The organism is Pseudomonas sp. FP2335 (assembly GCF_030687535.1).
Taxonomy (GTDB): domain Bacteria; phylum Pseudomonadota; class Gammaproteobacteria; order Pseudomonadales; family Pseudomonadaceae; genus Aquipseudomonas.
On the sequence record NZ_CP117437.1, the window covers coordinates 5,598,134 to 5,621,822 of the forward strand.

Sequence of the window (23,689 nt, forward strand, 5' to 3'; positions counted from 1 at the left end):
AATGGAGGCTCTCTATGAGCGCTGTCAACACGCCTGCAGATTTCACCGACTACAAAGTCGCCGACATGTCCCTCGCTGCCTGGGGCCGTCGCGAAACCTTTATCGCCGAATCCGAAATGCCAGCCCTGATGGGTCTGCGCCGCAAATACGCCAGCGAGCAACCGCTCAAGGGCGCGAAGATTCTCGGCTGCATCCACATGACCATCCAGACTGCCGTGCTGATCGAAACCCTGGTTGCCCTGGGTGCCGAAGTGCGTTGGTCGTCCTGCAACATCTTCTCGACTCAAGACCAGGCCGCTGCCGCCATCGCTGCTGCCGGTATCCCGGTATTCGCCTGGAAAGGCGAGACCGAAGAAGAGTACGAGTGGTGCCTGGAGCAAACCATCCTGAAAGATGGCGCGCCTTGGGATGCCAACATGATCCTCGACGACGGCGGCGACCTGACCGAGCTGCTGCACAAGAAATACCCGGCCATCCTGGACCGCGTCCACGGCGTGACCGAAGAAACCACCACCGGCGTACACCGCCTGCTGGACATGCTGGCCAAGGGCGAGCTGAAAATCCCGGCCATCAACGTCAACGACTCGGTGACCAAGAGCAAGAACGACAACAAATACGGCTGCCGTCACAGCCTGAACGACGCCATCAAGCGCGGCACCGACCACCTGCTGTCGGGCAAGCAAGCCCTGGTGATCGGCTACGGTGACGTGGGCAAGGGTTCGTCCCAGTCCCTGCGTCAGGAAGGCATGATCGTCAAGGTTTCCGAAGTTGACCCGATCTGCGCCATGCAAGCCTGCATGGACGGCTTCGAAGTGGTTTCGCCGTTCATCGATGGCATCAATGACGGCACCGAAGCGAGCATCGACAAGGCTCTGCTGGGCAAGATCGACCTGATCGTAACCACCACCGGCAACGTCAATGTTTGCGACTCGAACATGCTCAAGGCCCTGAAGAAGCGCGCCGTGGTCTGCAACATCGGTCACTTCGACAACGAAATCGACACCGCTTTCATGCGCAAGAACTGGGCATGGGAAGAAGTGAAGCCGCAGGTGCACAAGGTTCACCGTACCGGCGCTGGCGATTTCGACCCGCAGAACGACGACTACTTGATCCTGCTGGCCGAAGGCCGCCTGGTTAACCTGGGCAACGCCACTGGCCACCCAAGCCGCATCATGGACGGCTCGTTCGCCAACCAGGTACTGGCGCAGATCTTCCTGTTCGAGCAGAAATACGCCGACCTGTCGCCAGCCCAGAAAGCCGAGCGCCTGACCGTGGAAGTACTGCCGAAGAAACTCGACGAAGAAGTGGCCCTGGAAATGGTCCGCGGCTTCGGCGGCGTCGTGACTCAACTGACCAAGACCCAGGCCGACTACATCGGCGTGACCGTTGAAGGTCCGTTCAAGCCGCACGCTTACCGCTACTGATTTGCCTGCGGCCCGCTGCCCTTGTGGGCGCGGGCTTGTGTGGAAGCGGGCTTGCCCGCGAATGCGCTATGTCAGTTGATGCATCCGGTGACTGACACACCGCTTTCGCGAGCAAGCCCGCCCCCACATTAAATCGGTGCATGACTTCCGGTATCTGAGTTTCATAGGGTTATTACCATGTCCCAAGACCGTCGCTACAGCTTCGAGTTCTTCCCGACCAAGACCGATGCTGGGCATGAAAAATTGATGGCGACTGCCAGGCAGTTGGCCAGCTACAACCCCGACTTCTTCTCCTGCACCTACGGCGCCGGCGGTTCGACCCGTGATCGCACGATCAATACCGTGTTGCAGCTGGAAAGCGAAGTCAAAGTTCCTGCCGCTCCGCACTTGTCCTGCGTGGGCGACAGCAAGGCCGACCTGCGCGGCCTGCTGACCCAATACAAGCAAGCCGGCATCAAACGTATCGTTGCCCTGCGTGGCGACCTGCCATCCGGCATGGGTATCGCCAGCGGTGAGCTGCGCTACGCCAACGACCTGGTGAGTTTCATCCGTGAAGAAAGCGGCGATCACTTCCATATCGAAGTGGCGGCTTACCCGGAGATGCACCCCCAGGCACGCAATTTCGAAGATGATCTGCAGAACTTCGTGCGCAAGGCCAACGCCGGCGCCAACAGCGCGATCACCCAGTACTTCTTCAACGCCGACAGCTACTTCTACTTCGTCGAGCGTGTACGGGCCATGGGTGTGAACATCCCGATCGTGCCGGGCATCATGCCGATCACCAACTACAGCAAGCTCGCACGCTTCTCCGACGCGTGCGGTGCCGAGATCCCACGCTGGGTGCGCAAACAACTGGAAGCCTACGGCGACGACGTCAAGAGCATCCAGGCGTTCGGCGAGCAGGTCATCAGCGAAATGTGTGAACGTTTGTTACAAGGTGGTGCACCCGGCCTGCACTTCTATACCCTCAACCAGGCTGACCCTAGTCTGGCGATCTGGAACAACCTCAAGCTGCCACGCTAAGGCCCGTTCGGTCGCACCCGGGCCCTCGTTGATACGGGGGCTTTTTTTGTTCATACCTCCCGGAATGGAAGCCTGCAGTACATGAATACAGCATCCCCGACTCCCCGCCCGCAGCTGGTTTATCTGGTATTCGGCGCCGAGACCTATCATCAGGAAGCGGTATTCAGCATCGCCAGTGCCCTGTCCCATCTGGGCGGCCCCCAGGACATGCCCCTGGACATCCAGGTATTCAGCGACAACCCCGAGCCCTATCGCGACCTGCCGGTGCACGTCCACACCCTGGACGACGCCACCCGCAAACGCTGGAGCGAGCCCCACGGCTACCATTTCCGCACCAAGCACGTGCTGTTGCGCCAGGTCCTGGAGACCGCGGAGCGCGCTCTGCTGATCGACACCGACACGTTTTTCCACGACTCGCCCATGGCCCTGTTCGAGCGCGTCGCCCCCGGCACCGTGCTGTGCAACGCGTTCCACGCCAAGTACGGCGATAACCGCGAAAGCGTGCTGTACGAGACCCTCGCCCAGCTCCTGGCCGACAAGGGCCTGGCCGATGACGACATGCCACTGCTTAACTCCGGCGTGATGGGCATGGCTCGCGAGGATGCGCACCTGCTGGACCGTTCCATCGAACTGATGGACGAACTGTTCCCCCTGGCCCAGGGCGCCTACACCCTGGAAGAGTTCTGCCTGTCGGTGGTCGCCTACCGCAGCGTCAACGTGCGCCAGTGCCCGGACCTGATCCACCACTACTGGAGCCGCAAGCAGCTGTTCCGGGCCAAGGTCAGGGCGTGGATCGCCAAGCACGGTGCCGCACCGACCTGCGCGCACGCCCTGGCCGACACTCGCCAGGTCTCCGCCCACCTGCCGCGCCCACCACGCCTGCAACGCCTGATGTACAAGCTGATCACCCTGGCCCTGCCCAAGCGCAAGCAGCAGTTCATCCGCGAAATCCTCTACGGCTGCTACGAGCACGAAAACGAGTTCGACCAGGCGTGCGGCCCGGTTTGGTGGGACAAGGCCCGGCAAAATCAGGCAGAGCGGCAGAAATCCCCCGTGGATGCTCATCAACTGGAGCGCTGGTTCGCCAATCCCCTGGTGCGCCTGATTCTGGGCGAGCGCCGTGCGGCGATCCATGCCCACCTGATGACCTCGGAGACAAAATAGCGCAGCCCGCAGATGCTTGTGCCAGAGCTTTTCTTTAGGGCCCGAGCGACGTAACCTCAGGGCATGCCCGTGATTCTGAAGCTTGCGACCGCTGCCCTTTTGACTTGCTTGAGCCTGGCGGCTTACGGCGAGAAATTGCGCATTGTCACCGAGCCCTGGGCGCCCTACGTCTATGACGACCGCGGCACCATGCGCGGGCTGGACTACGAAACCACGGTGATCGTGTTCCAGCGCCTTGGGGTCGACGTGGAGTGGCAGTTCCTGCCCTGGAAGCGCTGCCTGGCGATGCTCGAACAAGGCCATGCCGACGGCGCGCTGGATATTTTCCACAGCCACGAGCGCGACACCCTACTGCTTTACCCCAGCGAGCCGCTGTCGGAAGTCCAGTTCGTGCTGTACTACGCCAACGACCGCCCCCACCCTGCCGACACCCTTGACGACCTGCGCGGCCTGACAGTCGGCACCTCGCCGGGCTACCTCTACGGCGATGCCTTCAGCAGCTCCAGCTTGTTCAACCGCGAACCGGCGCCCAGCCACGAAGCCAACTTCGGCAAATTGCTGCTGGGCCGCGTCGATCTGGTGATCACCGACCGCCGCGTCGGCCAGCATGTAATCAAGGCCCTGGGCCTGGAGGGCAAAGTCAGCCAGGCGCCGGTGGTGGTCAGCCGCCAACAGCAATTTCTGGCCGTACGCCGAGGCGCGGGCATGGACCTGCTGGTGCAGCGCTTTGCCGCCGAACTCAAGCGTTTCAAGCAGGAGCCCGCGTACATCGCTCTGAGCGCCCAATACGGTGGATTTCAAGCCAGTACGGCCTTGGAACACGCCGTTGAGCAGCAGGAAAGCAGCGCGCCGTGATTGCTCTGTTATACTCCGGCCTTTCCGCCAGGCTTACGCCCGGCCGCTGAGGTCTTGAAAAAGGCACCCAACCCCGCTACAGCGCAGCTTTCAGCCCCGCGCGAGCCGGTGGAGTGCCCGCCAGACGCAGCAGGACCGGACGGGATTGCGCTCCCCTAAGCGCCATTCACGCCCGGCAAGATTATCCCTTTGGGCCAAGCCCTAACTAGAACAGGATTACTCATGTCCTTTGCTTCCCTCGGTCTCTCCGAGGCTTTAGTCCGCGCCATCGAGGCAGCGGGCTATACCGAGCCTACTCCGGTGCAACAGCGGGCCATTCCCGCCGTGTTGCAAGGTCGCGACCTGATGGTTGCGGCTCAGACAGGTACTGGTAAAACCGGCGGCTTCGCCCTCCCGATCCTGGAGCGGTTGTTTCCCAACGGTCACCCGGACAAATCCCAGCGTCACGGCCCGCGCCAACCGCGTGTACTGGTCCTGACCCCAACCCGCGAACTCGCCGCCCAAGTGCACGACAGCTTCAAGCTGTATGCCCGCGACCTGAAGTTCGTCAGTGCCTGCATCTTCGGCGGCGTCGGCATGAACCCACAGGTTCAGGCCATGTCCCGTGGTGTGGACGTGCTGGTCGCCTGCCCGGGTCGTTTGCTCGACCTGTGCGGCCAAGGCAGCGTCGACTTGTCCCACGTGGAAATCCTCGTACTGGACGAAGCCGACCGCATGCTCGACATGGGCTTTGTCCATGACGTGAAAAAAGTCCTCGCGCGCCTGCCGGCCAAACGCCAGAACCTGCTGTTCTCGGCCACGTTCTCCAACGACATCACCGCCCTGGCCGGCAAACTGCTGCACAACCCGGAACGCATCGAAGTCACGCCGCCGAACACCACGGTCGAGCGTATCGAGCAACGCGTGTTCCGCCTGGCCGCCAGCCACAAGCGTGCGCTGCTGGCGCACCTGATCACTGCCGGCGCGTGGGAACAGGTGCTGGTATTCACCCGCACCAAGCACGGCGCCAACCGCCTGGCCGAATACCTGGACAAGCACGGCCTCACCGCCGTCGCCATCCACGGCAACAAGAGCCAGAACGCACGCACCAAGGCCCTGGCCGACTTCAAGGCCGGCAGCGTGCGTATCCTGGTGGCGACCGATATTGCTGCCCGTGGCCTGGACATCGACCAGTTGCCACACGTGGTCAACTTCGAGCTGCCGAACGTCGACGAAGACTACGTGCACCGCATCGGCCGTACCGGCCGTGCCGGTCGTTCGGGTGAAGCCATCTCCCTGGTTGCACCGGACGAAGAAAAACTGCTGAAAAGCATCGAGCGCATGACCAAGCAGAAAATCGCCGACGGCGACCTGATGGGCTTCGATGCCAGCGCCGTAGAGGCCGAGAAGCCAGAAGTGCGCGAGCGTCCGGACGTGCGCAACCCACGCAACCCACGCGGTCCGAAGGGCGATGGCCCGAACGGCGGCGGGGGCGGCGGCGGTCGTCGCGACAAGGGCAAGGACAAGGGCGGCAAGGAAAAAGCGCCGACCAACGGCCGTGGCGAACGCCCGGCCCGCGAGCAGAAGCCCCGCGAAGGCACCCCGGCCCGCGAACAGCGCCAGCCGAGCCAGCCGCCACGCGCCGCAGCCGACCGCGCCCCGGACGAGTTCCTCGACGACGACGTGGACAACTTCGGTAACCGCGTTGACTACGTGCCCCAAGCCAAACCGGCCCAAGGCCGTGGCCGTCGTCCAGGTGCCCCGGCCCAAGGCGCCGGTGCAGGTGCACCGCGCAATGGTCAACCGCAAGGCGGCCGCCAGAACGCCCCACGCAACAGCAGCGGCGGCACCACTGGTACGCCACCGGCCAAGCGCAGCGGCCCACGCAGTGGTGCACCCCGTGACGGCCAGGCGCGTCGCGAAGACTCGCGCAGCAACAACCGCCGCCCGTCCCGTGACGACCAGCCACGTTCGTCCGAACCAGCCGTGCAAAACCCGCGTGGCGGCCCGGCGCCGAAGATCATCCACAAGGAGTCGAAAGCGGATCGCTTCCCGACACCCGAGCAGTTGGATCAACTGCCAGGCCGTCCTCGTGGTGAGAAGCCAGCGCTGCTGACTCGCAACCGCTGAGTTTCAACGCGATATAAAAATGCCCCGCCTCTTTTGAGGCGGGGCATTTTTTATGGGCTCGACGCCGATCAAACCTGGGCCAGGGCTTGTGTGGGAGCGGGCTTGCTCGCGAAAGCAGTCTGTCATTTAAAGATGTGCTGCCTGACCCGCCGCTTTCGCGGGCAAGCCCGCTCCCACAGTTGATCGGTGTTGCTGGGCTGTCAGCACTCGGCTGGAGATCGCCCAGACACTGCTAGTCCTCTGAGCTTTAGCGAGGCTGCGAAGGCGGCGGCACTGCTGGTAGAGACATTTCCCCTCAACCATAGAATCTCCCACAGGGGATCCCATTTCAGCTCAATGGTTGTCTGGAACTCGCAGGCATAAAAAAACCGGGTCTTTCGACCCGGTTTTATGTGCGAGCAGAAATTACTTCTGCTTTACACCTTCCAGCGAGATGTCCAGGTCAACGGTCTGCGAAGAAGGACCTGGGCCTTTGATGCCGAAGTCGTTCAGGTTGACCGTGGTTTTGGCGTTGAAGCCAGCACGTTCACCGCCCCATGGGTCCTTGCCTTCGCCGTTGAACGTGGCCTTGAAGGTCACTGGCTTGGTCACGCCGTGGAAGGTCAGGTCGCCGGTCACGTCAGCAGTGTCTTTACCAGTCGGTTTAACCGCGGTGGAAACAAACTTGGCATCGGCGAACTTGGCAACGTCCAGGAAGTCTTTGCTGGCGATATGCTTGTCACGCTCAGCGTGGTTGGACCACAGGCTGGCGGTTTTCACATCGACGGCGATCTTGCTGGCTTCAGGCTTGGCGGCATCCCAGCTGAACGAACCATCCCAATCCTTGAAGGTGCCGTGAATGTAGCTGTAGCCCAGGTGGCTGATTTTCCAATCGATGAAGGCATGCTGGCCTTCTTTGTCGATCTTGTAGTCAGCGGCCATCGCGGAACCGGCGGACAACAGCGCAGAACCGAGTGCCAGTGCGGCGAGAGTCTTTTTCAACATGCTTTCTATTCCTTGTGAGTCGAGGTTGAACATCAGGCTTTGCGCCCCAGCATTCGCATGAGGGTCGCATCACGGTCAATGAAGTGGTGTTTCAATGCAGCCACGCCATGCAAGCCGGCGAAGACCACCAACACCCAGGCCAGGTACAGGTGCACCAGGCCGGCGTTATCTGCCTGGTCCGGTAGCCCGGAAACCACGGCGGGAATGTCGAACAGGCCAAACACCGGGATCCCGACACCATCTGCGGTGGAAATCAGGTAACCGGCAATCATCACGGCAAACAGCCCGAGATAGAGGAACGCGTGGCCAAACGCGGCCCCCATGCGAGTCATGCGGCTGTAGCTGGCCAACGGTGGTGGCGGCGGGCTGACCAGGCGCCAGACGATACGCACCAGCATGATGGCGAACAGCGTGATGCCGATGCTCTTGTGCAGGTCCGGTGCGTCTTTGCGCCAGGCGCTGTAGTAGTCGAGGCCGACCATCCACAAACCCAGCGCAAACAAGCCAAACACCACCAGGGCCACGCCCCAGTGCAAAACCATGCTGACCCAGCCGTAGCGGGCCGGTGAATTGCGTAACTGCATGTACTTAATCCCGTAAGAGCTGCGCTCAAGACTAGCGATTTACCTATCGAATTAAAGCCGAAAATTTCGCTTTGAAATATCGAGAAATACGATCAAGAGACTATGCATAATAAATTAACAAGGCATTAAGACTATTCCTAAGAAACGTGACAGACCGTCCTGCGTTTACCGCGAATTAATTCTTATAGGGTTGTGACACGGCCGCCCATTGCATAGGCTTGCGCGATTGTTGCTTGAGGAGATGCAAGATGGGCTTGAATAACCAGTGGATGCAACGCGACCTCGCCGTGCTGTGGCATCCCTGCACCCAGATGAAAGACCATCAGCAACTACCGCTGATCCCGATCAAGCGCGGCGAAGGCGTGTGGCTGGAAGACTTCGAAGGCAAGCGCTACCTCGACGCGGTCAGTTCCTGGTGGGTCAACGTGTTTGGCCACGCCAACCCGCGCATCAACCAGCGCATCAAGGACCAGGTCGACCAGCTGGAACACGTGATCCTCGCCGGTTTCAGCCACCAGCCGGTGATCGAGTTGTCCGAGCGCCTGGTCAAGATGACGCCCGCAGGCCTGACCCGGTGTTTCTACGCCGATAACGGCTCATCGTGCATCGAAGTCGCGCTGAAAATGAGCTTTCACTACTGGCTCAACCGCGGCCAGCCCGACAAGAAGCGCTTCGTCACCCTGACCAACAGCTACCACGGCGAAACCATCGCCGCGATGTCGGTGGGCGACGTGCCGCTGTTTACCGAGACCTACAAGGCGCTGCTGCTCGACACCCTCAAGGTGCCCAGCCCGGATTGCTACCTGCGCCCCGAAGGCATGAGCTGGGAAGAGCACTCGCGCAACATGTTCCTGGTCATGGAACAGACCCTGGCGGAAAACCACGCCACCGTCGCCGCCGTCATCGTCGAGCCGCTGATCCAGGGCGCTGGCGGCATGCGCATGTACCACCCGGTGTACCTCAAGCTGCTGCGCGAAGCCTGCGACCGCTATGGCGTACACCTGATCCACGATGAAATCGCCGTGGGCTTCGGCCGCACCGGCAGCATGTTCGCTTGCGAACAGGCCGGCATCCGCCCGGACTTCCTGTGCCTGTCCAAGGCCCTCACCGGCGGTTACCTGCCGCTGGCTGCCGTGCTCACCACCGATGACGTGTACAACGCCTTCTACGACGACTACTCGACCCTGCGCGCCTTCCTGCATTCCCACAGCTACACCGGCAACCCGCTGGCGTGCGCGGCGGCGTTGGCGACGCTGGATATTTTCGAGACAGACAACGTCATCGAAAACAACAAGGCCCTGGCCCAGCGCATGGCCAGCGCCACCGCGCATCTGGTCGACCACCCGCACGTCTCGGAAGTGCGCCAGACCGGCATGGTACTGGCCATCGAGATGGTTCAGGACAAGGCCACCAAGACCGCCTACCCGTGGCAGGAACGCCGAGGCCTCAAGGTGTTCGAACACGCCCTGGAACGCGGCGCACTGTTGCGGCCGTTGGGCAGCGTGGTGTACTTCCTGCCGCCATATGTGATCACGCCGGAGCAGATCGACTTCCTCGCCGAAGTGGCCAGTGAAGGCATCGACATCGCCACCAACAGCAGCGTCAGCGTCGCGGTGCCACAGGACTTCCACCCAGGCTTTCGCGATCCGGGTTGATTCCCCACCTTTTTAGGCACCCTCGCCACCGTTATCTTGCTCCCGCACAGAATTCTCCAGAGAACAGAAATGAGATTGTCCCGCTTTTTCACCGACACCCCGCTGAGCCTCGGCGACGTAGAACTGCCCGAGGCCCAGGCGCATTACATCAGCCGCGTGTTGCGCATGGTCGAAGGCGACGCCGTGCAATTGTTCGACGGCTCCGGCCAGGAATTCCTCGGCAGCTTGCTGGAAGTCGGCAAGAAGCGCGTCACCGTGCAACTGAGCGAAAGCTTCGCGGGCCATGCCGAATCCCCGCTGCACATCCACCTCGGCCAGGGCCTGTCCCGGGGCGAGCGGATGGATTGGGCGATCCAGAAAGCCACCGAGCTTGGGGTCAACGCGATCACGCCGATTTTCAGCGAGCGCTGCGAAGTGCGCCTCAAGGACGAGCGCGCCGACAAACGCCTGCTGCACTGGCGCCAGGTGGCGATCAGCGCGTGCGAGCAATGCGGGCGTTCGACGGTGCCGGTGATCCACCCGCCGCTGCTGCTGGCAGACTGGTTGAAGCAGACCGAGGCGCAGTTGAAGCTGGTGCTGCACCCGGTGGCCGAGCCGATGATCAGCCATGCCAAGCCATCGAGCCTGGCGTTTTTGATCGGGCCTGAGGGTGGGTTGACGGACAATGAAGTCGAGGTCGCCCAAGCCGCCGGCTACCACGCTGCGCGCCTTGGGCCGCGGGTGTTGCGTACCGAAACTGCGCCAGTGGTGGCATTGGCTGTCGCTCAACAGCTATGGGGTGATTTCTAACCCTCTGCCTTTGCAAACCCAATCAAAAATGTGGGAGCGGGCTTGCTCGCGAATGCGGTGAGTCAGTCAGCTTAACTGTGGCTGACACACCGCATTCGCGAGCAAGCCCGCTCCCACATTTGGATTGGATTGCCAGGCAACTACTCCACCGGATCGCTGACCGGCTTGGCAATAATCGCCTTCAGCTCGCTGGTCATCGGGAACTCAAGGTTCAAGCCCTTGGGCGGAATCGGCTGTTCAAACCAGCGCTGGTAAATCCCGTTGATCTCGCCGCTGCGATACAAATCACCCAGGGTCTCGTTGACCACCGCGAGAAACTGCGGGTCATCCTTGCGCACCATGCAGCTGTAGATCTCCCGCGACTGCTCCTCGCCTACCACCACCCAGTTATGCGGGTCCCGGGCCTTGGCACGTTCGCCGTAAAGCAACGCATCATCCATGTAGAACGCCGCCGCGCGGCCGGTCTCCAGCATCTTGAACGCCTCGCCGTGGTCCTTGGCGCTGATCACGAACATGTTGGCTTTGTGCTCGGCGTTGTAGCTCTTGAGAAAGCGCTCGTTGGTGGTACCCGCAGTGGTCACCACGTTCTTGCCGGAAAGGTCGCCGAAGCCTTTGATGCCGCTGTCCTTGGCGGTCAGCAACTGGCCCTTCACATAGATAAACCCGTAGGAAAACGCCACCTGTTTCTGCCGCTCGGCGGTCACCCCGGTAGAGCCACATTCCAGGTCGACGGTGCCGTTCTGCACCAGCGGGATACGGGTTTGCGATGTCACCAGGTTGTACTTCACATTCAGGTTGGCCACCCCGGTTTTCTGCTGGATGCGCTCGACGATCTTGTTCGCCAGCTCCACCGAATAGCCCATGGGTTTGCCACTGTGATCCCCCACGTAGGAAAACGGCACCGACGCATCGCGATAACCCAGGGTGATTGACTGGGCGCTGGCGATCTTGGCCAGTGTGCCGTCCAGCGGGGCCGTGCTCGCTTGGGCCTGTGCGGCCAATAACAGCCCGAGGGTGCAGCCGGTCAACAGGATCTTTTTCATTGTTATTCTCCGTTGGTCTTTGAGTTATTTACGTACAGCAATCACGCTGATTTCCACCAGCACACTGGGTCGAGCCAGTTCCGCTTGCAGGGTGGTGCGGGTCGGCGCCATGCCTGGCGAAAGCCACGCAGACCACTGCGCGTTCATCGGTGCAAAACCGCTGCTGATGTCCTTCAGATAAATCGTTGCATTGAGCAGATGATCCTTGTCGCTGCCTGCCTGGGCCAACAGCCCATCGATCTTGGCGAGGACTTCGCGGGTTTGCGTCGCCACGTCCTCACCGTCGCCTGGCACCTGGCCGGAGAGGAACACCAAGTCCTTGAACGTCACGGCGCCGCTCAGGCGTTCATTGCTGCTGATTCGGTTAATGGTCATGGGGGCATCCTTATGCCGCGCGGGGCGCCAGGCCCTGCATATCAATGGAAGTGACCTGTTGGTCGATGAGCTCGGCAAGCAGTTGGCCGCTGCCACAGGCCAGGGTAAAACCCAGCGCACCGTGGCCCAGGTTCAGCCACAGGTTGCGATATTGACCGGCGCCAATCAGCGGCACGCCGGTCGGGGTGGCCGGACGCATGCCGGCCCATTCCACCGCATGGGCATAGTCGCCAGCCAGGGGAAAAGTCTCCAGGGCCTGGCGTTTCATCAGCGCCAGGCGTTTGGGGTCGAGGCTCGCATCGAAACCGACGATGTCCACCATCGCCGCCACCCGCAGTTGCTCGCCGATGCGCGCGTAGACGATCTTGCGGTCGTAGTCGGTGATGCTCACGTTCGGCGCCCGATGCTGCGCGCCAATCGGCACGCTGAGGCTGTAGCCCTTGAGCGGGTACAGCGCCAGCGAGGCCCCCAGTTCAGCGCTGCGATAACCGGCGGCCAGCACCAGGTTTTCGACCGGCATCACCTCATCGCCCAACTCGATTGCCTGCACCGCGCCGTCGGCATGACGAATGCCAGTGACCTTGCGCCCCAGCTCAAAGCGGCAACGCCCCGACGCTTGCAGCCGCGCCGCCAAACGCTGGCAGAAGGCATGACAGTCGGCCACTTCTTCGTTCGGTGTGTAGATCCCGCCGACAAAACCACCGCCCTCCAGCGCCGGTTCCAACCGTGCACAATCGGCGGCGGATAGCACTTGCTGTTGCAGGATGTCGGTAATTTTATTGCGCGCCGATTCAAAGCTTGCCGCAGTGCGAAAGGTCACCAGCTTGCCGTTGCGCCGCCAGTCGAAACCGTCCAGGCGATCCTCCTCGCGCCATTGCTGCAACGTCGCTTGGCTCAAGGCCGCCAGGCGCAGCAGGTGCGCGGCATTGCGCTGGTTCACCGAGCCACGGCAAGCGCCGAGGAACGCCGCCATCCAGCGCCATTGCCGAGGGTCGAGGCGCGGGCGCAGCTTGAGCGGCGAGTCACCACGCAGCAACCAACCGATGGCTTGCAGCGGCACACCGGCATCCGCCAGCGGGGCGACGTAGCGGTAGGACAATTGCCCGCCGTTGGCGAAGCTGGTCTCGCTGCCCAGGGTGTCGCGCGCATCGATCACCGTCACTTCATGGCCCGCACGCACCAGCGCATAGGCACTGGCCAGACCGATCACCCCACCGCCGATGATGCACACCATCCCCGCCACCTGCCGTTGCATTAAGAGGGTTCCAGCCTAGGGGCAGGTGACAGGCCAGCGACAATGAATAAAGATGGCTCACCTATAAACAAAGGTTATGGACTTGCCATGCGCCTGCGTCATATCGAAATCTTCCAGGCTATCCGCCAGACCGGCTCCGTCAGCGCTGCCGCGCAGCTGTTGCACGTGTCACAACCGGCAGTGACCAAGGTGCTGCAGCACGCCGAGTTGCAGTTGGGTTTCCCGTTGTTTCTGCGGGTGCGCGGCAAGTTGCAGCCCACGCCGGAAGCGCTGGCGCTGGAGCGCGAAGTCGATAAAGTCACCGACAGCCTGCAAGCCGTGCGGCGCCTGGCCAAGAGCTTGCGCCGCGCGCCGGGCCAGAGCGTGCGCATCGGGGCGATCCCGGCGCTGGCCCTGTCGCTGCTGCCGCCGGCGATCCTGGAATGGACCCGCGATTACCCGGACATGGCCTGCGAGCTGTCCAGCGACCACAGCCGCGAGCTGGTGCAGAAACTGCTGATGCGCGAGATTGATCTGGCGCTGACCCTCAACTTCTCCGGGCACCCGGGGTTGACCACCCAAGTGCTGGCCAACGGTGTGCTGGTGGCGTTGGCGTCCAAAGGCTACTGGAGCGAAGCCGAACTGAGCACGCCATTGCCCCTGGCGGACCTGGCGGGTGCGCCGTTGATCGGCCTTTCCAGCGCCGATCCGCTGGCCGCCAAACTCGACAGCTACCTGGAAAACGTCGACCCCGCGCCCCGGGTGACAATCTCGGTGCAAACCTATTCCCTGGCCCGCGCCATGGTCGAATCCGGCGCTGGCCTGACGGTCATCGACCCCTTCACCGCCCTCGGCGCCTCGACCGCCACCACCTGCATCCGCCCGCTCACACCACCGTTGCCGATCACCTTGTACGCCCTGACCCGCGCAGATGAGCCGCCGCCGCATATGTTGGCCAAGTTGTTGGGGATTGTTGGGCAGCGTGCCCAAGAGCTGCTGCAACGCCTCTAAGAACAGCATTCTCAAGCCCAATGAAAAACCAATGTGGGAGCGGGCTTGCTCGCGAAAGCGGTGTATCAGTCAATTAGCCTATTAGCTGACCCACCGCATTCGCGAGCAAGCCCGCTCCCACATTTTTGATCGAGTCGGCCGTCAGAGTACGTAGCGCATGATCGCCACAAAGTGCAGCAAACTCCCGCCAATCACAAACAAATGCCAGATCCCATGGGAATGCCGCAGGCGGTCCTCCAGGGCAAAGAAGATGATGCCGACGGTGTACAACACCCCGCCCGCCGCCAGCCAGGTGAAACCCGCCGTGCCCAGCGCAGCGATCAGCGGCTTGACTGCCACCAGCACGATCCAGCCCATCACCGCATAGATCACGATCGACAAGATCCGCGCCTCGGAACGGGGCTTGATCTCTTGCAGGATGCCGATCACCGCCAACCCCCACACGATGCCGAACAGCGTCCAGCCCCACGGCCCCCTTAACGACACCAGGCAAAACGGCGTGTAGCTGCCGGCGATCAACAGGTAGATCGAAAAGTGATCGACCTTCTGCATGATCTCCTTACGTCGCCCGCGCACGCTGTGGTACACGGTCGACGCGCTGTACAACACCAGCAGCGTGACGCCATAGATCGCCACGCTGACGATCTTCCAGGGGCTGCCATCCAGGCTCGCCACCACCAACATCCACACCGCCCCCGCAAAAGCCGCCACCGCGCCGAGCAGGTGGCTCCAGGCGTTGAATCGTTCACCGTGATACATGCGCCACTGACCTCCGATTCCCGTTAGCAATGAGGGGCTAGGGTCCAGCGTTGTGGGGGAGAGTGCAAGGGGCTAGAGAAAGAGTCCCCAAAAGGGACCGACAGGTGCCTTTTGGGGAACGCTCAAGTATCAAGCCGCAGATGAGGGGGCAATCTGTTCAAGAGCTCGATCCACCAACAACTGCCCAAGCTCTGCCATTTGCAGGATCCCGAGCAGGATTGCGCGCTGAGAGGTGTCCAGGTCGAAGGCCAGGTTGCAGGTCATGGCGTTGAGGGACGACAAGGTTTCGCTGGCGTTGACCAGCAGCGCTTCGGTGTCTTGGTGAGGGTTGACGGTGAAGAGGTGCCTGGGGGGATTGGGGGTGGGTTTGATCATGATTTACAGCTCCGATATGTGATGGAGACTGTCCTCTTCCGCTTGCACGCGAATAAAGGTGGCAGCCGTGCGCAGGTGTGCAAGACCGGGCATATCGGACCCCGGCAGACCCCGAGGGATCTCCCACGCACAGCCGCCATAACAAATACAGCAGGCATGAAAAACGCCCGTTGAAAGGCTATGGGCGTTGGTGCGCCGACATGAAACCGGACTTGCACGTCCGTGTCACCGTTTTTTGCGATGACGGGACGAAGACTAGGCGCGCTGGCTGCACGCGACAAGTTCACGCCTGGCCCAAAATCTTGCAGGAAAAATCCGAGGCATCGCCCAACGCCGACAAACAAGAAGTTTCATACAACGTTTTAGGGTTGTTGCTCGGAACTGACCCTTCTAGCCTTTTTAGCCGAATGCCCAGCGCCATAAAAAGGATCCAGAATGCCCATACACCCTCCCCCTCACCCAGGCGAAATCCTGCTTGAAGACGTGATCCCTGCCCTAGGCATCACCATCACCGAAATGGCCCGGCGTCTGGGGTTTGCTCGTGAGACGTTTTCAAGGATTTTGCACGGGCGTGCGCCGGTCAGCCCGGATTTGGCGGTGCGGCTGGAACGGGCAGGCGTGAGCACTGGGCAGCTGTGGCTGTCGATGCAGAGTGCCTATGATTTGTGGCAGGCCGAGCATCGGGAACAGCCGGTGATTGAGCGGTTTGCGCGGATTGAGTAACGGGCACAGCGCTCAAGGCACAGAAGATCCACTGTGGGAGCTGGCTTGCCTGCGATTGCAGTGTGTCAGTCACAGCATCAACATCTGACACACCGCTATCGCAGGCAAGCCAGCTCCCACATTCGATCTTCACAGGGTTTGAGATCAGGCCAATCCGGACTCCACCAACAACGCTTCCAACCCCAGCAAATCCGGCACCTTCGCCACATGCTCGCCCACCTGCACCGCCGCCAGCTCCCTCGCCACAATAGAGTTCGGCAGGCAGATTCATGCATTGTTTGAGGCTGTTGCTCGGGCAGGTCTGGCCGCAGTTACAACTGCATGTCTATTTTCACCGCTCCCAAACCTTCAAGCGGATAGCTTCGGTACTCGTGGACTTCTCCATGAACAATCAGGTGGATAACTCCGTCCACCCGGTTCACTTGGACGTCAGGCTCTTTGGTTTTCATAAAGGGATGGGCAGAAACCAGCGCTGCCAATATCTCCTGATCACTGCCCAAGTCCTTATGCACATAGTACCTGTAGGAAAAACCCACGGTCGCCCCACCCTGCCCGTCCCGAACCCCATAGATCGACCTACCGTTATCCAACGCATACTTGAACACCACTTGATCCAATTCCGGCGTGCCAGGGCTCACCAACCAGCCAACCCCCAGGTAGCCGAGACACACCACTAGCAGCCCATTGAGCAGGCCCTGTACCAGCCGATTAGTAGCCTTGGGACCTGGCATATTCGATACCCTCCTTGATCCAATACTGATCACTATGGTCATCGCCGTATGGCGCATCGCCCCACCAATCGCCAAATTCCGCTCGGGAGGTGCCAGCTGCCTTTTGCGCGGCGCCTGCGGCCCTTAGCAAGACACCTTCAGGAATGCCCAGCACCGTTCCGGTGACGCCATAGTTGAAGTTGCCGAATGCCTCGTATTCCCGACTTTTCTGTTTGTAATCCCAGGGGCCACGCCCTCGGACCTGTGAGTAAAACCACGAATAGGTAAACGCCGAACCCGGTTTCAGATGCAACCGTCGGTTATTGGCCAAGGCGATATTGTCTTGCAGCGAAACGCCCGGAGGCGTAGGAGGGACAGCCATTTGCGAGTCCTTGCGGATGGAGATGAGTGCTGAAAACTAGCACTCAAAAATCGGCAAAAACTCAGCAAACCAACTTACAGACATTTCAGACAGTGTTTGATAACTGGACCTACACAGAAGACCAAACGTGGGAGGGGCTCAGGCCAAGCCTGATTCCACCAACAACGCTTCCAACCCCAGCAAATCCGGCACCTTCGCCACATGCTCGCCCACCTGCACCGCCGCCAGCTCCAGCGGGCACAGCGGCACGTCCACATAACTCAACTGGCTATCGAGCTTGTACGAACGCGGAATCCCCTGGATCACCAGCGCAATGAACTTCAACGTCGGCCGCCCACCCAGGGCGTTCAGCACCACGATCCGCGAGCGCTCGGCGGTCACGACCGCTTCGCCGCACGCGGCTTCAAAGCTGATCAGCGGCAGTTGTTGATCACGCCAGGTCACTTGGCGCAGATACCACGGTGGCGCATCGCTGGCCGGTTCGCCGCGCTGGAAGTCGATCAGCTCGGCGATGGCGACGTTGGGCAGCACCAGGTGGCGGTCGGCCAGGGGCAACAACAGGCCGGTGAGTTGGCTGGTGCGGTGGTCAAGCATGGGACTTGCTCCAGTAGGCGATGCTTTCCAGCAGCACCGACTCTTGGTACGGCTTGCCGAGGTAGTCGTTGACGCCGATGGCCATGGCGCGGTCGCGGTGTTTCTGGCCGGTGCGTGAGGTGATCATGATGATCGGCAGGCGCATCAGGCGCGGGTCGTTGCGCACCTGGATCGCCACTTCGAAGCCGTCCATGCGCGGCATTTCGATGTCGAGCAGCATCAGGTCCGGGGTGTGTTCTTCAAGCACGGCGATGGCGTCGATGCCGTCTTTGGCGGTCAGGACGTTCATGCCATTGCGCTCCAGCAGGCGGCTGGTGACTTTGCGTACGGTGACCGAATCGTCCACCACCAGCACCAGCAGCGGGCGTTTTTTCAGCGGGTCGTTGAGCACCAGCGGCGCGTCCACTGCCTGCGCCGGCAAGGCCGGTTGGCGGGCACGGATGTGCGCGAGCAAGTCGATGATCAGCACCACGCGGCCATCGCCGAGGATGGTCGCGCCGGACAAGCCCTGTACCCCGGCAAACTGCGGGCCCAGGCCCTTGACCACAATCTCCCGCGTGCCGGCCATGGCATCCACATGCACCGCCACCCGCCGTTCATTGCATTGCACCAACAGCACCGGCACCGGCTGGTATTGGCCAAGCAGCTTGGGACGGCTGACGGTGTGCAGCAGGTCGCCCAGGTAAAACAGTTCGTAGCGCTGGCCGGCGTATTCATAACGCGGCGGATCTTGCTGATAGTGCCCGGCCAGCTCGTGGGGCAGCACCCGCACCAGGCCCTCGATGGTGTTGAGCGGGATCGCGTATTGATCGTCCGCACACTGCACCATCAGCGCCCGGTTGACCGACACGGTAAACGGCAGGCGAATGCGAAAGTGCACGCCGACACCCGGCGTCGACTCAATAAACATCGAGCCACCGAGCTGGCGCACTTCTTCATGCACCACGTCCATGCCCACGCCGCGCCCGGAAATCTGGGTGATCTTTTCCGCCGTGGAAAAACCCGGTTGCAGGATGAACTGCAACACGTCGCGGTCGCTGATCTCCTGGTTGGGGTCGAGCAGGCCACGCTTGATCGCCTTGCGCCGCACCGCTTCGAGCGGCACACCGGCGCCGTCGTCGCGCATGTCGAAAACGATGTCACCGCCTTCGTGGGTCAGGTCCAGGGTAATGCGACCCTTCTCCGGCTTACCCGCCAGCAGGCGCGCATCACGGGACTCCAGGCCGTGGTCGACGGCGTTGCGCAGCATGTGTTCCAGCGGCGCCGCCATGCGTTCCAGCACGTTGCGATCCATCTCGCCTTCGGCGTTGCCGACGATGAATTCGACGTCCTTGCCCAGCTCGCCCGCCACCTGGCGCACGATGCGCTTGAGCCGCGGCAACATGCGCTCGAACGGCACCATGCGCGTGCGCATCAGGCCTTCTTGCAACTCGGTGTTGATGCGCGCCTGTTGCTGCAACAGATCGTGGGCATCGCTGTTGCGCCGCTCGAGGGTGTCCTTGAGGTCGAGCAGGTCGGAGGCCGATTCAGACAAGGCGCGGGACAGTTGCTGCAACTGCGAATGGCGGTCCATTTCCAGCGGATCGAACTCTTCATAACCCAGGCGCTCGGCCTCGGCCTGCTGGCGGCTGAGGATACGGCCCTGGGTTTCGGTGTCGAGGCGCCGCAGTTGGTCGCGCATGCGCTCGATGGTGGTTTCCACCTCGCTCAGGGCAATGCGCGCATCATTGACCTGCTGCTCGATACGCCCACGGAAGATCGAGGTTTCACCGGCCAGGTTGACCAGGTCATCCAGCAAGTCGGCGGAAATCTTCACCATGTCGGCAGCGGGATCAACCACCGTCTCGGCCTTGCCTGCCGGCAACGCCACCGGCAGCACCGGCTCGTTGCTCGGGTGCACCAGGCTTTTGATGCGTTCGATGAGTTTGTCCACCGAGCCCACCGGCAAGCCGTCCGCGACCGCATCGATCATCTGCGCCAAACGGTCGTGACAACCTTGCAGCAGCGCGAACAGTTCCGCCGACGGCGCGAGCAAACCGGCCGACAAGCCTTCGTAAAGAAACTCCAGCTCGTGGGCCAAATCGCCAATCGGGCCGATCTCGACCATGCGCGCGCCGCCCTTGAGGGTATGCAGGTCGCGCAGCAGGGTTTCGACTTCCTGGCGGTTGCCTGGCTCGGCCTGCCAGCGCAGCAAGGCACTGCCGGAACTGTCGAGAATATCGGCGGCTTCTTCGAGGAAAATATCCAGCAACTCAGGGTCGGCGCCGGGGCTTTCCAGCGCCTGGGGCGCGGTGGGCGGCGGCGCGCTTTGGCGCAAGGCACGCACCTTGGCCACCAGTTCGGCGCTGTCGCTCAGGGGCTGTTGGTGTTGCAGTTCTTCCAGTTGCAAGGCCAGCCGTTCATGGCTGGCCATCAGCACCTGGGCCAACTCGGCGGAGTAACTGTAGCGGCGGTCTACCAAGCCTTCGTAGAGGCCTTCCAACTCATGGGCCAGCTCGGCCACCGGGCCGATTTCGGCCATGCGCGCACCGCCCTTGAGGGTGTGCAGGTCACGTTGCAGTGACGACAACGGTGCGCTGCTCTCGGGCTCCAGCAGCCAGCGCTTGAGGGACTGCCCGGCGCTGTCGAGGATGTCCACGGCTTCTTCGAGGAAGATCTCGACGATCTCGTCGTCCACTGCCGTCTCGTGTTCCAGTTTCGCCGTGGCGGCGCCCAGTTCGGCGATGCTCAGCGCGTGGCTGCCGTCGCTCTTGACCAGGCCAGTGGCGGACGGGTCGAGGGCTTCGTCCAGCAGTTCGCGCAGGGCTTGCAGGCGGGTGGGCACCGGGTTGATTTCCTGGCCGGCGGCCAGTTGGTCGAGCATGTTGATCAGCGCGTCATGGGCCAGTTCGGCCTCGTGGAAGAAGCGCTCGCTGACCGCCAGGCTGCTCTCTTCCACGGCGCCGTACAGATCAAGCAGCGCTTCGCAGAGTTCGTCAATGGCGTGCAGGTCGGCGATGTGCGCGCCCTCCCCCAGCGTGGTCAGCTCGTCAAGCAGCGCAGTGAGTTCCTGGCGTTCGCCGGGGTGCTGTTGCCAGCGGCGCAGCAGGGTTTCGGCATCGAGCAGGATGTCCATGCCCTGGGCCAGGAAGTTGGCGATCAATTGTGGGTCGCGCTTGATGCGCAGGCCGGTGTTCGGCGCATCGAGCAGCGCGGCCAACTGATGATCGAGCAGGGCCTGGATGCGCTTGATCAGGTCCGGCGCGCCTTTGATCGGTGCCAGCGGGTCGCGGTCCAGGTGGCGCAAGCCGCGCTGGAACAGGCCCTCGGCTTCCAGCAGCAACTCCACCTCATCCAGGTCCAGCGGCAGGCGATGGGCCTTGTACTCGCGGGTCAGGTGATCCAGCGGGCGCGCCAGTTCGGCGATAGGCAACACGCCGGCCATATAGGCGCTGCCCTTGAGGGTATGCAGGGCGCGTTGCAGTTCATCGCTGACTTGCAGCGGCACATGCTCGGCGGCCTGGTGCAGGAAGTGGTTGAGGCTTTCCAGGTGGCTTTGGACCTCGTTGCGGAAGATCTCCAGCAGCATCGGGTCGTGGGGTTCGGCGGCAGGTGCCGGCGCGCCGCTGGCCAGGGCGTGAGCGCGGGCGGCCAGGGCGTCGACTTCATCGCGTTGGTGCTGGTCGTCAGTCGCGAAGTCGGCGATCAATTCCGGCAGCAGGGCGACGGCGTCGTCCAGCACCTGTTGCACGTCGGGCCCCAGCGCCACGCTGCGTTCCAGCACACGGTTGAGCAAGTTTTCCACGGCCCAGGCCAGCTCCGCCAATACCAGCGCACGCACCATGCGCCCGCTGCCCTTGAGCGTGTGGAAGGCGCGGCGCATTTCGCCCAAAGCCGCCTTGTCGGCGCCGTTGGACAGGTGGCGGTGTAGCACGTCGAGGACTTCATCGGTTTCTTCGAGGAACACTTCGCGCAGTTCATCGTCGATCGGTTCTTCGTCGGCCGGTGGCGGCAGCAGGCTGCCGGGGCGTTGCAGCGCCGGCGGGTTGAGCCGCGACGTGGGGTTGGCCAGGGCATCGAACTGCGACTGGCTCGGCGTGGCGTCCACCGTCAACGCGCCGTCCGGTGCCGCCAGCGCCTGGCGCCAGGGTTTCTCCGCCGGCAGGTAACCCAGCGCCGCCAGGCCCTGGGTGGCAGTTTCCAGGACCCGTTCGCCATCGGCGTCGGGGTCCTGGAGCATGCGTTCGAGGTAGTACTCCAGGCTGCTGATCACATCGGCAAAATGCCCCAGCTCGGTTTCGGACGGCGGCACCTCGTTGACCATCAACTGTTCGTCGACGTAATGGGTGCAACCGCGCATCAGGCTCGCCGCCCGTGGCAGCGGGATCATCGCCAGCGCGCCGCGCACCTGGCTGAGCAGTTCCGGCAAAGACTCCAGGCGCTGGCTGTCCCAGTCGGCTTCGACGCAATCGATCACCAGTTCCTTGGCCTGGCGCAGGCACTGGCAGGACTCGCGGATCACCAACTGGTGGATCTGGGTCAGGTCGGTGGTGGGCAGGCGGCTTTCCTCGCGGCTTTCCGGCTCGACCGTGCCGACCATTCCCGCCAACGTGGCTTCGACGTAGAGCAAGGCACCGGCGACGTCCATCAACACGGCGTCGTTGGGTTCGCGCTGGCCCTGGGCCAGGCTCAGCACCACGGCGAGTTGGTCGATGATCACTTTGCGCGGCTGGCCAAAGCCCAGCACTGCCAGGGTATCGGCGATCTGCCGCAGTGGTGCGAGTAGCGCATCGAGGTCGCTGGTGTGCTGGCGGTCGCTGCGCACGAACAGGTCGAGGCGCTCCTTGACCCGCACCAGCTCTTCGCACAAGGCGCCGAGCACCGAGCCCATGGCGTTGCGATCCGGCCCGGCCAGCCGTGCGCGTTCGGCGTCTACCACGGCACTGTCGGGCAAGGCTTCGTCGAGACCGTAACGTTCCTTCAGGCTTTGCATGCGCGGTGTCGGCCGGGTGACCTTGGCCACGTAGAACAGCAGGCTCTTGAGCAGGTCATCCGGCGCCGGCTGGTTGATCCCGCCGATGCCCTGGGCCAACAGGCGCTTGAGTTGCTTGTCACTGGCCTTGAGCAGGCTGCGCAGTGCCGGGCTGTTGGCGATCACGCCGGTGAGCATGCCTTCGACCAGCGCCGAGGTGACTTGCCACAGCGGCAACAACGGCGCGCCCTGGCACAGCGTTTCGAGGCGGGCGAAAACCCGTGCCATGTCTTCCAGGTTGCTGGGCCCGTGGTCTTCACGCAGCAGCCCGGCAAGGGCTTGTTGCAGCAGTTGGTGCCACTGGCGCAGTTGTTCTTGCAGGTCGGGTGGCGCACGTTGGGCCAGCACGTCGTCGGGCAGCGGCGCAATCGACAGCAGTTGCGGGCTGAACAGGCTGGTTTCCGACAGCAGGCTTTCACCCCGCGCACTGCGCAGGTCGTTGAGCAACGGCAACACCACCAGCGGCAGGTCGCGGCGGGCGCTGTGCACGCGGTCAAGGTACAGCGGCAGTTGGCCGAGGGCTTGTTGCAGCAGGCGCACGCTTTCGTCGCGCTGGCTGACCTGGCCGGCCTGGAAGGCCAAGGCCAGGTGCTCGATCTCTTCGGCCAGCAGCGCCGCGCCGTAGAACTCGACCATTTGCAGCGCGCCATGCACCTGGTGGATACCGGCCAGGCACTGGTCGATGACGGCGCTGTCGTTGGTTTCGACAAACGCATCCAGCGCCGAACGGGCCTGTTTCAGGGTTTCGGCAATGTCGCCCTTGACCCATTCGAGGGCCACGTAGTCGTGCCGATCAACCATAACTGCTCCGCTTAGAATTCGTGGGTTGCTGGTAGTGCATCGCTCTCCAGACCAGAGGAGATCAACTGTGGGAGCGGGCTTGCT

The 23,689-nt window shown here is 62.3% G+C and carries 20 protein-coding genes and 1 pseudogene; 9 read left to right on the forward strand and 12 right to left on the reverse strand.

From position 1 onward, the window contains the following. The first annotated feature begins 14 nt into the window (after positions 1-14). The 5 genes from ahcY (at position 15) to PSH81_RS25305 (ending at position 6,575) form a co-directional block, all read left to right on the forward strand. Entirely contained in the window at positions 15-1,424 is a 1,410-nt protein-coding gene (gene ahcY / locus PSH81_RS25285) for an adenosylhomocysteinase (protein ID WP_192299931.1), read from the forward strand. Positions 1,425-1,601: 177 nt separating this feature from the next. After that, positions 1,602-2,447: a methylenetetrahydrofolate reductase [NAD(P)H] gene (gene metF, locus PSH81_RS25290; protein ID WP_226454539.1), complete on the forward strand. Its 846-nt coding sequence runs from the start codon at positions 1,602-1,604 to the stop codon at positions 2,445-2,447. Between the two features lie 81 nt (positions 2,448-2,528). Beyond that, positions 2,529-3,611: a hypothetical protein gene (locus PSH81_RS25295; protein WP_226454540.1), complete on the forward strand. Its 1,083-nt coding sequence runs from the start codon at positions 2,529-2,531 to the stop codon at positions 3,609-3,611. Between the two features lie 63 nt (positions 3,612-3,674). Further along, positions 3,675-4,466, forward strand: coding sequence for an ABC transporter substrate-binding protein (locus tag PSH81_RS25300; protein WP_226454541.1), 792 nt, complete (start codon positions 3,675-3,677; stop codon positions 4,464-4,466). A gap of 222 nt (positions 4,467-4,688) precedes the next feature. Further along, positions 4,689-6,575, forward strand: a complete 1,887-nt coding sequence (locus PSH81_RS25305) for a DEAD/DEAH box helicase (RefSeq protein ID WP_226454542.1) — start codon at positions 4,689-4,691, stop codon at positions 6,573-6,575. A gap of 405 nt (positions 6,576-6,980) precedes the next feature. On the opposite strand, the gene PSH81_RS25310 is transcribed toward PSH81_RS25305, so the two are convergent. Both PSH81_RS25310 and PSH81_RS25315 read right to left on the reverse strand, forming a co-directional pair. After that, on the reverse strand, positions 6,981-7,559 hold the full coding sequence (locus PSH81_RS25310; RefSeq protein ID WP_192299936.1) for a YceI family protein: 579 nt from the start codon (positions 7,557-7,559) through the stop codon (positions 6,981-6,983). A gap of 32 nt (positions 7,560-7,591) precedes the next feature. Continuing rightward, entirely contained in the window at positions 7,592-8,143 is a 552-nt protein-coding gene (locus PSH81_RS25315) for a cytochrome b (RefSeq protein ID WP_192299937.1), read from the reverse strand. Positions 8,144-8,391: 248 nt separating this feature from the next. Between PSH81_RS25315 and PSH81_RS25320 the strand changes: the two genes are divergently transcribed. Next, positions 8,392-9,798: an adenosylmethionine--8-amino-7-oxononanoate transaminase gene (locus PSH81_RS25320; protein WP_192299938.1), complete on the forward strand. Its 1,407-nt coding sequence runs from the start codon at positions 8,392-8,394 to the stop codon at positions 9,796-9,798. Positions 9,799-9,867: 69 nt separating this feature from the next. Further along, the gene (locus PSH81_RS25325) at positions 9,868-10,587 is read left to right on the forward strand and encodes a 16S rRNA (uracil(1498)-N(3))-methyltransferase (RefSeq protein ID WP_305391674.1); all 720 of its coding nucleotides are present in this window, start codon (positions 9,868-9,870) and stop codon (positions 10,585-10,587) included. A gap of 140 nt (positions 10,588-10,727) precedes the next feature. On the opposite strand, the gene PSH81_RS25330 is transcribed toward PSH81_RS25325, so the two are convergent. Genes PSH81_RS25330 through PSH81_RS25340 form a run of 3 tightly spaced genes read right to left on the reverse strand, consistent with a single transcriptional unit; the run spans position 10,728 to position 13,248 of the window. Next, positions 10,728-11,630: a transporter substrate-binding domain-containing protein gene (locus PSH81_RS25330; RefSeq protein WP_226454544.1), complete on the reverse strand. Its 903-nt coding sequence runs from the start codon at positions 11,628-11,630 to the stop codon at positions 10,728-10,730. Positions 11,631-11,654: 24 nt separating this feature from the next. Further along, entirely contained in the window at positions 11,655-12,005 is a 351-nt protein-coding gene (locus tag PSH81_RS25335; RefSeq protein WP_192299940.1) for a RidA family protein, read from the reverse strand. A gap of 10 nt (positions 12,006-12,015) precedes the next feature. Continuing rightward, positions 12,016-13,248 carry a D-amino acid dehydrogenase gene (locus PSH81_RS25340; RefSeq protein ID WP_226454821.1) on the reverse strand — a complete coding sequence of 411 codons (1,233 nt, stop codon included), beginning with the start codon at positions 13,246-13,248 and terminating at the stop codon, positions 12,016-12,018. A gap of 99 nt (positions 13,249-13,347) precedes the next feature. Here PSH81_RS25340 and PSH81_RS25345 point away from each other — a divergent pair, with 99 nt between their 5' ends. Continuing rightward, positions 13,348-14,250 carry a LysR family transcriptional regulator gene (locus PSH81_RS25345; protein ID WP_226454545.1) on the forward strand — a complete coding sequence of 301 codons (903 nt, stop codon included), beginning with the start codon at positions 13,348-13,350 and terminating at the stop codon, positions 14,248-14,250. Between the two features lie 141 nt (positions 14,251-14,391). Here PSH81_RS25345 and PSH81_RS25350 read toward each other — a convergent pair whose 3' ends face one another. Next, positions 14,392-15,009 carry a hemolysin III family protein gene (locus PSH81_RS25350; protein ID WP_192299945.1) on the reverse strand — a complete coding sequence of 206 codons (618 nt, stop codon included), beginning with the start codon at positions 15,007-15,009 and terminating at the stop codon, positions 14,392-14,394. Between the two features lie 129 nt (positions 15,010-15,138). Next, complete coding sequence (locus tag PSH81_RS25355; RefSeq protein WP_305391675.1) at positions 15,139-15,384, reverse strand: DUF6124 family protein; 246 nt, start codon at positions 15,382-15,384, stop codon at positions 15,139-15,141. 435 nt (positions 15,385-15,819) lie between these two features. Here PSH81_RS25355 and PSH81_RS25360 point away from each other — a divergent pair, with 435 nt between their 5' ends. Next, positions 15,820-16,107 carry a HigA family addiction module antitoxin gene (locus tag PSH81_RS25360; RefSeq protein WP_305391676.1) on the forward strand — a complete coding sequence of 96 codons (288 nt, stop codon included), beginning with the start codon at positions 15,820-15,822 and terminating at the stop codon, positions 16,105-16,107. A gap of 144 nt (positions 16,108-16,251) precedes the next feature. On the opposite strand, the pseudogene PSH81_RS25365 reads toward PSH81_RS25360, so the two are convergent. The 5 genes and pseudogenes from PSH81_RS25365 to PSH81_RS25385 form a co-directional block, all read right to left on the reverse strand. Then, positions 16,252-16,344 (reverse strand): annotated as a pseudogene (locus PSH81_RS25365) (chemotaxis protein CheW); the annotation flags it as partial. Between the two features lie 74 nt (positions 16,345-16,418). Next, a complete protein-coding gene (locus PSH81_RS25370) occupies positions 16,419-16,838 on the reverse strand; it encodes a hypothetical protein (RefSeq protein WP_305391677.1) in 420 nt (139 codons plus the stop codon). Continuing rightward, positions 16,816-17,199, reverse strand: coding sequence for a polymorphic toxin type 44 domain-containing protein (locus tag PSH81_RS25375; RefSeq protein WP_192299950.1), 384 nt, complete (start codon positions 17,197-17,199; stop codon positions 16,816-16,818). The genes PSH81_RS25370 and PSH81_RS25375 overlap by 23 nt, the downstream gene beginning before the upstream one ends. Before the next feature lie 138 nt (positions 17,200-17,337). Beyond that, positions 17,338-17,793: a chemotaxis protein CheW gene (locus tag PSH81_RS25380; RefSeq protein ID WP_226454547.1), complete on the reverse strand. Its 456-nt coding sequence runs from the start codon at positions 17,791-17,793 to the stop codon at positions 17,338-17,340. Next, on the reverse strand, positions 17,786-23,605 hold the full coding sequence (locus PSH81_RS25385) for an Hpt domain-containing protein (RefSeq protein WP_305391678.1): 5,820 nt from the start codon (positions 23,603-23,605) through the stop codon (positions 17,786-17,788). The genes PSH81_RS25380 and PSH81_RS25385 overlap by 8 nt, the downstream gene beginning before the upstream one ends. Positions 23,606-23,689: the final 84 nt, after the last annotated feature.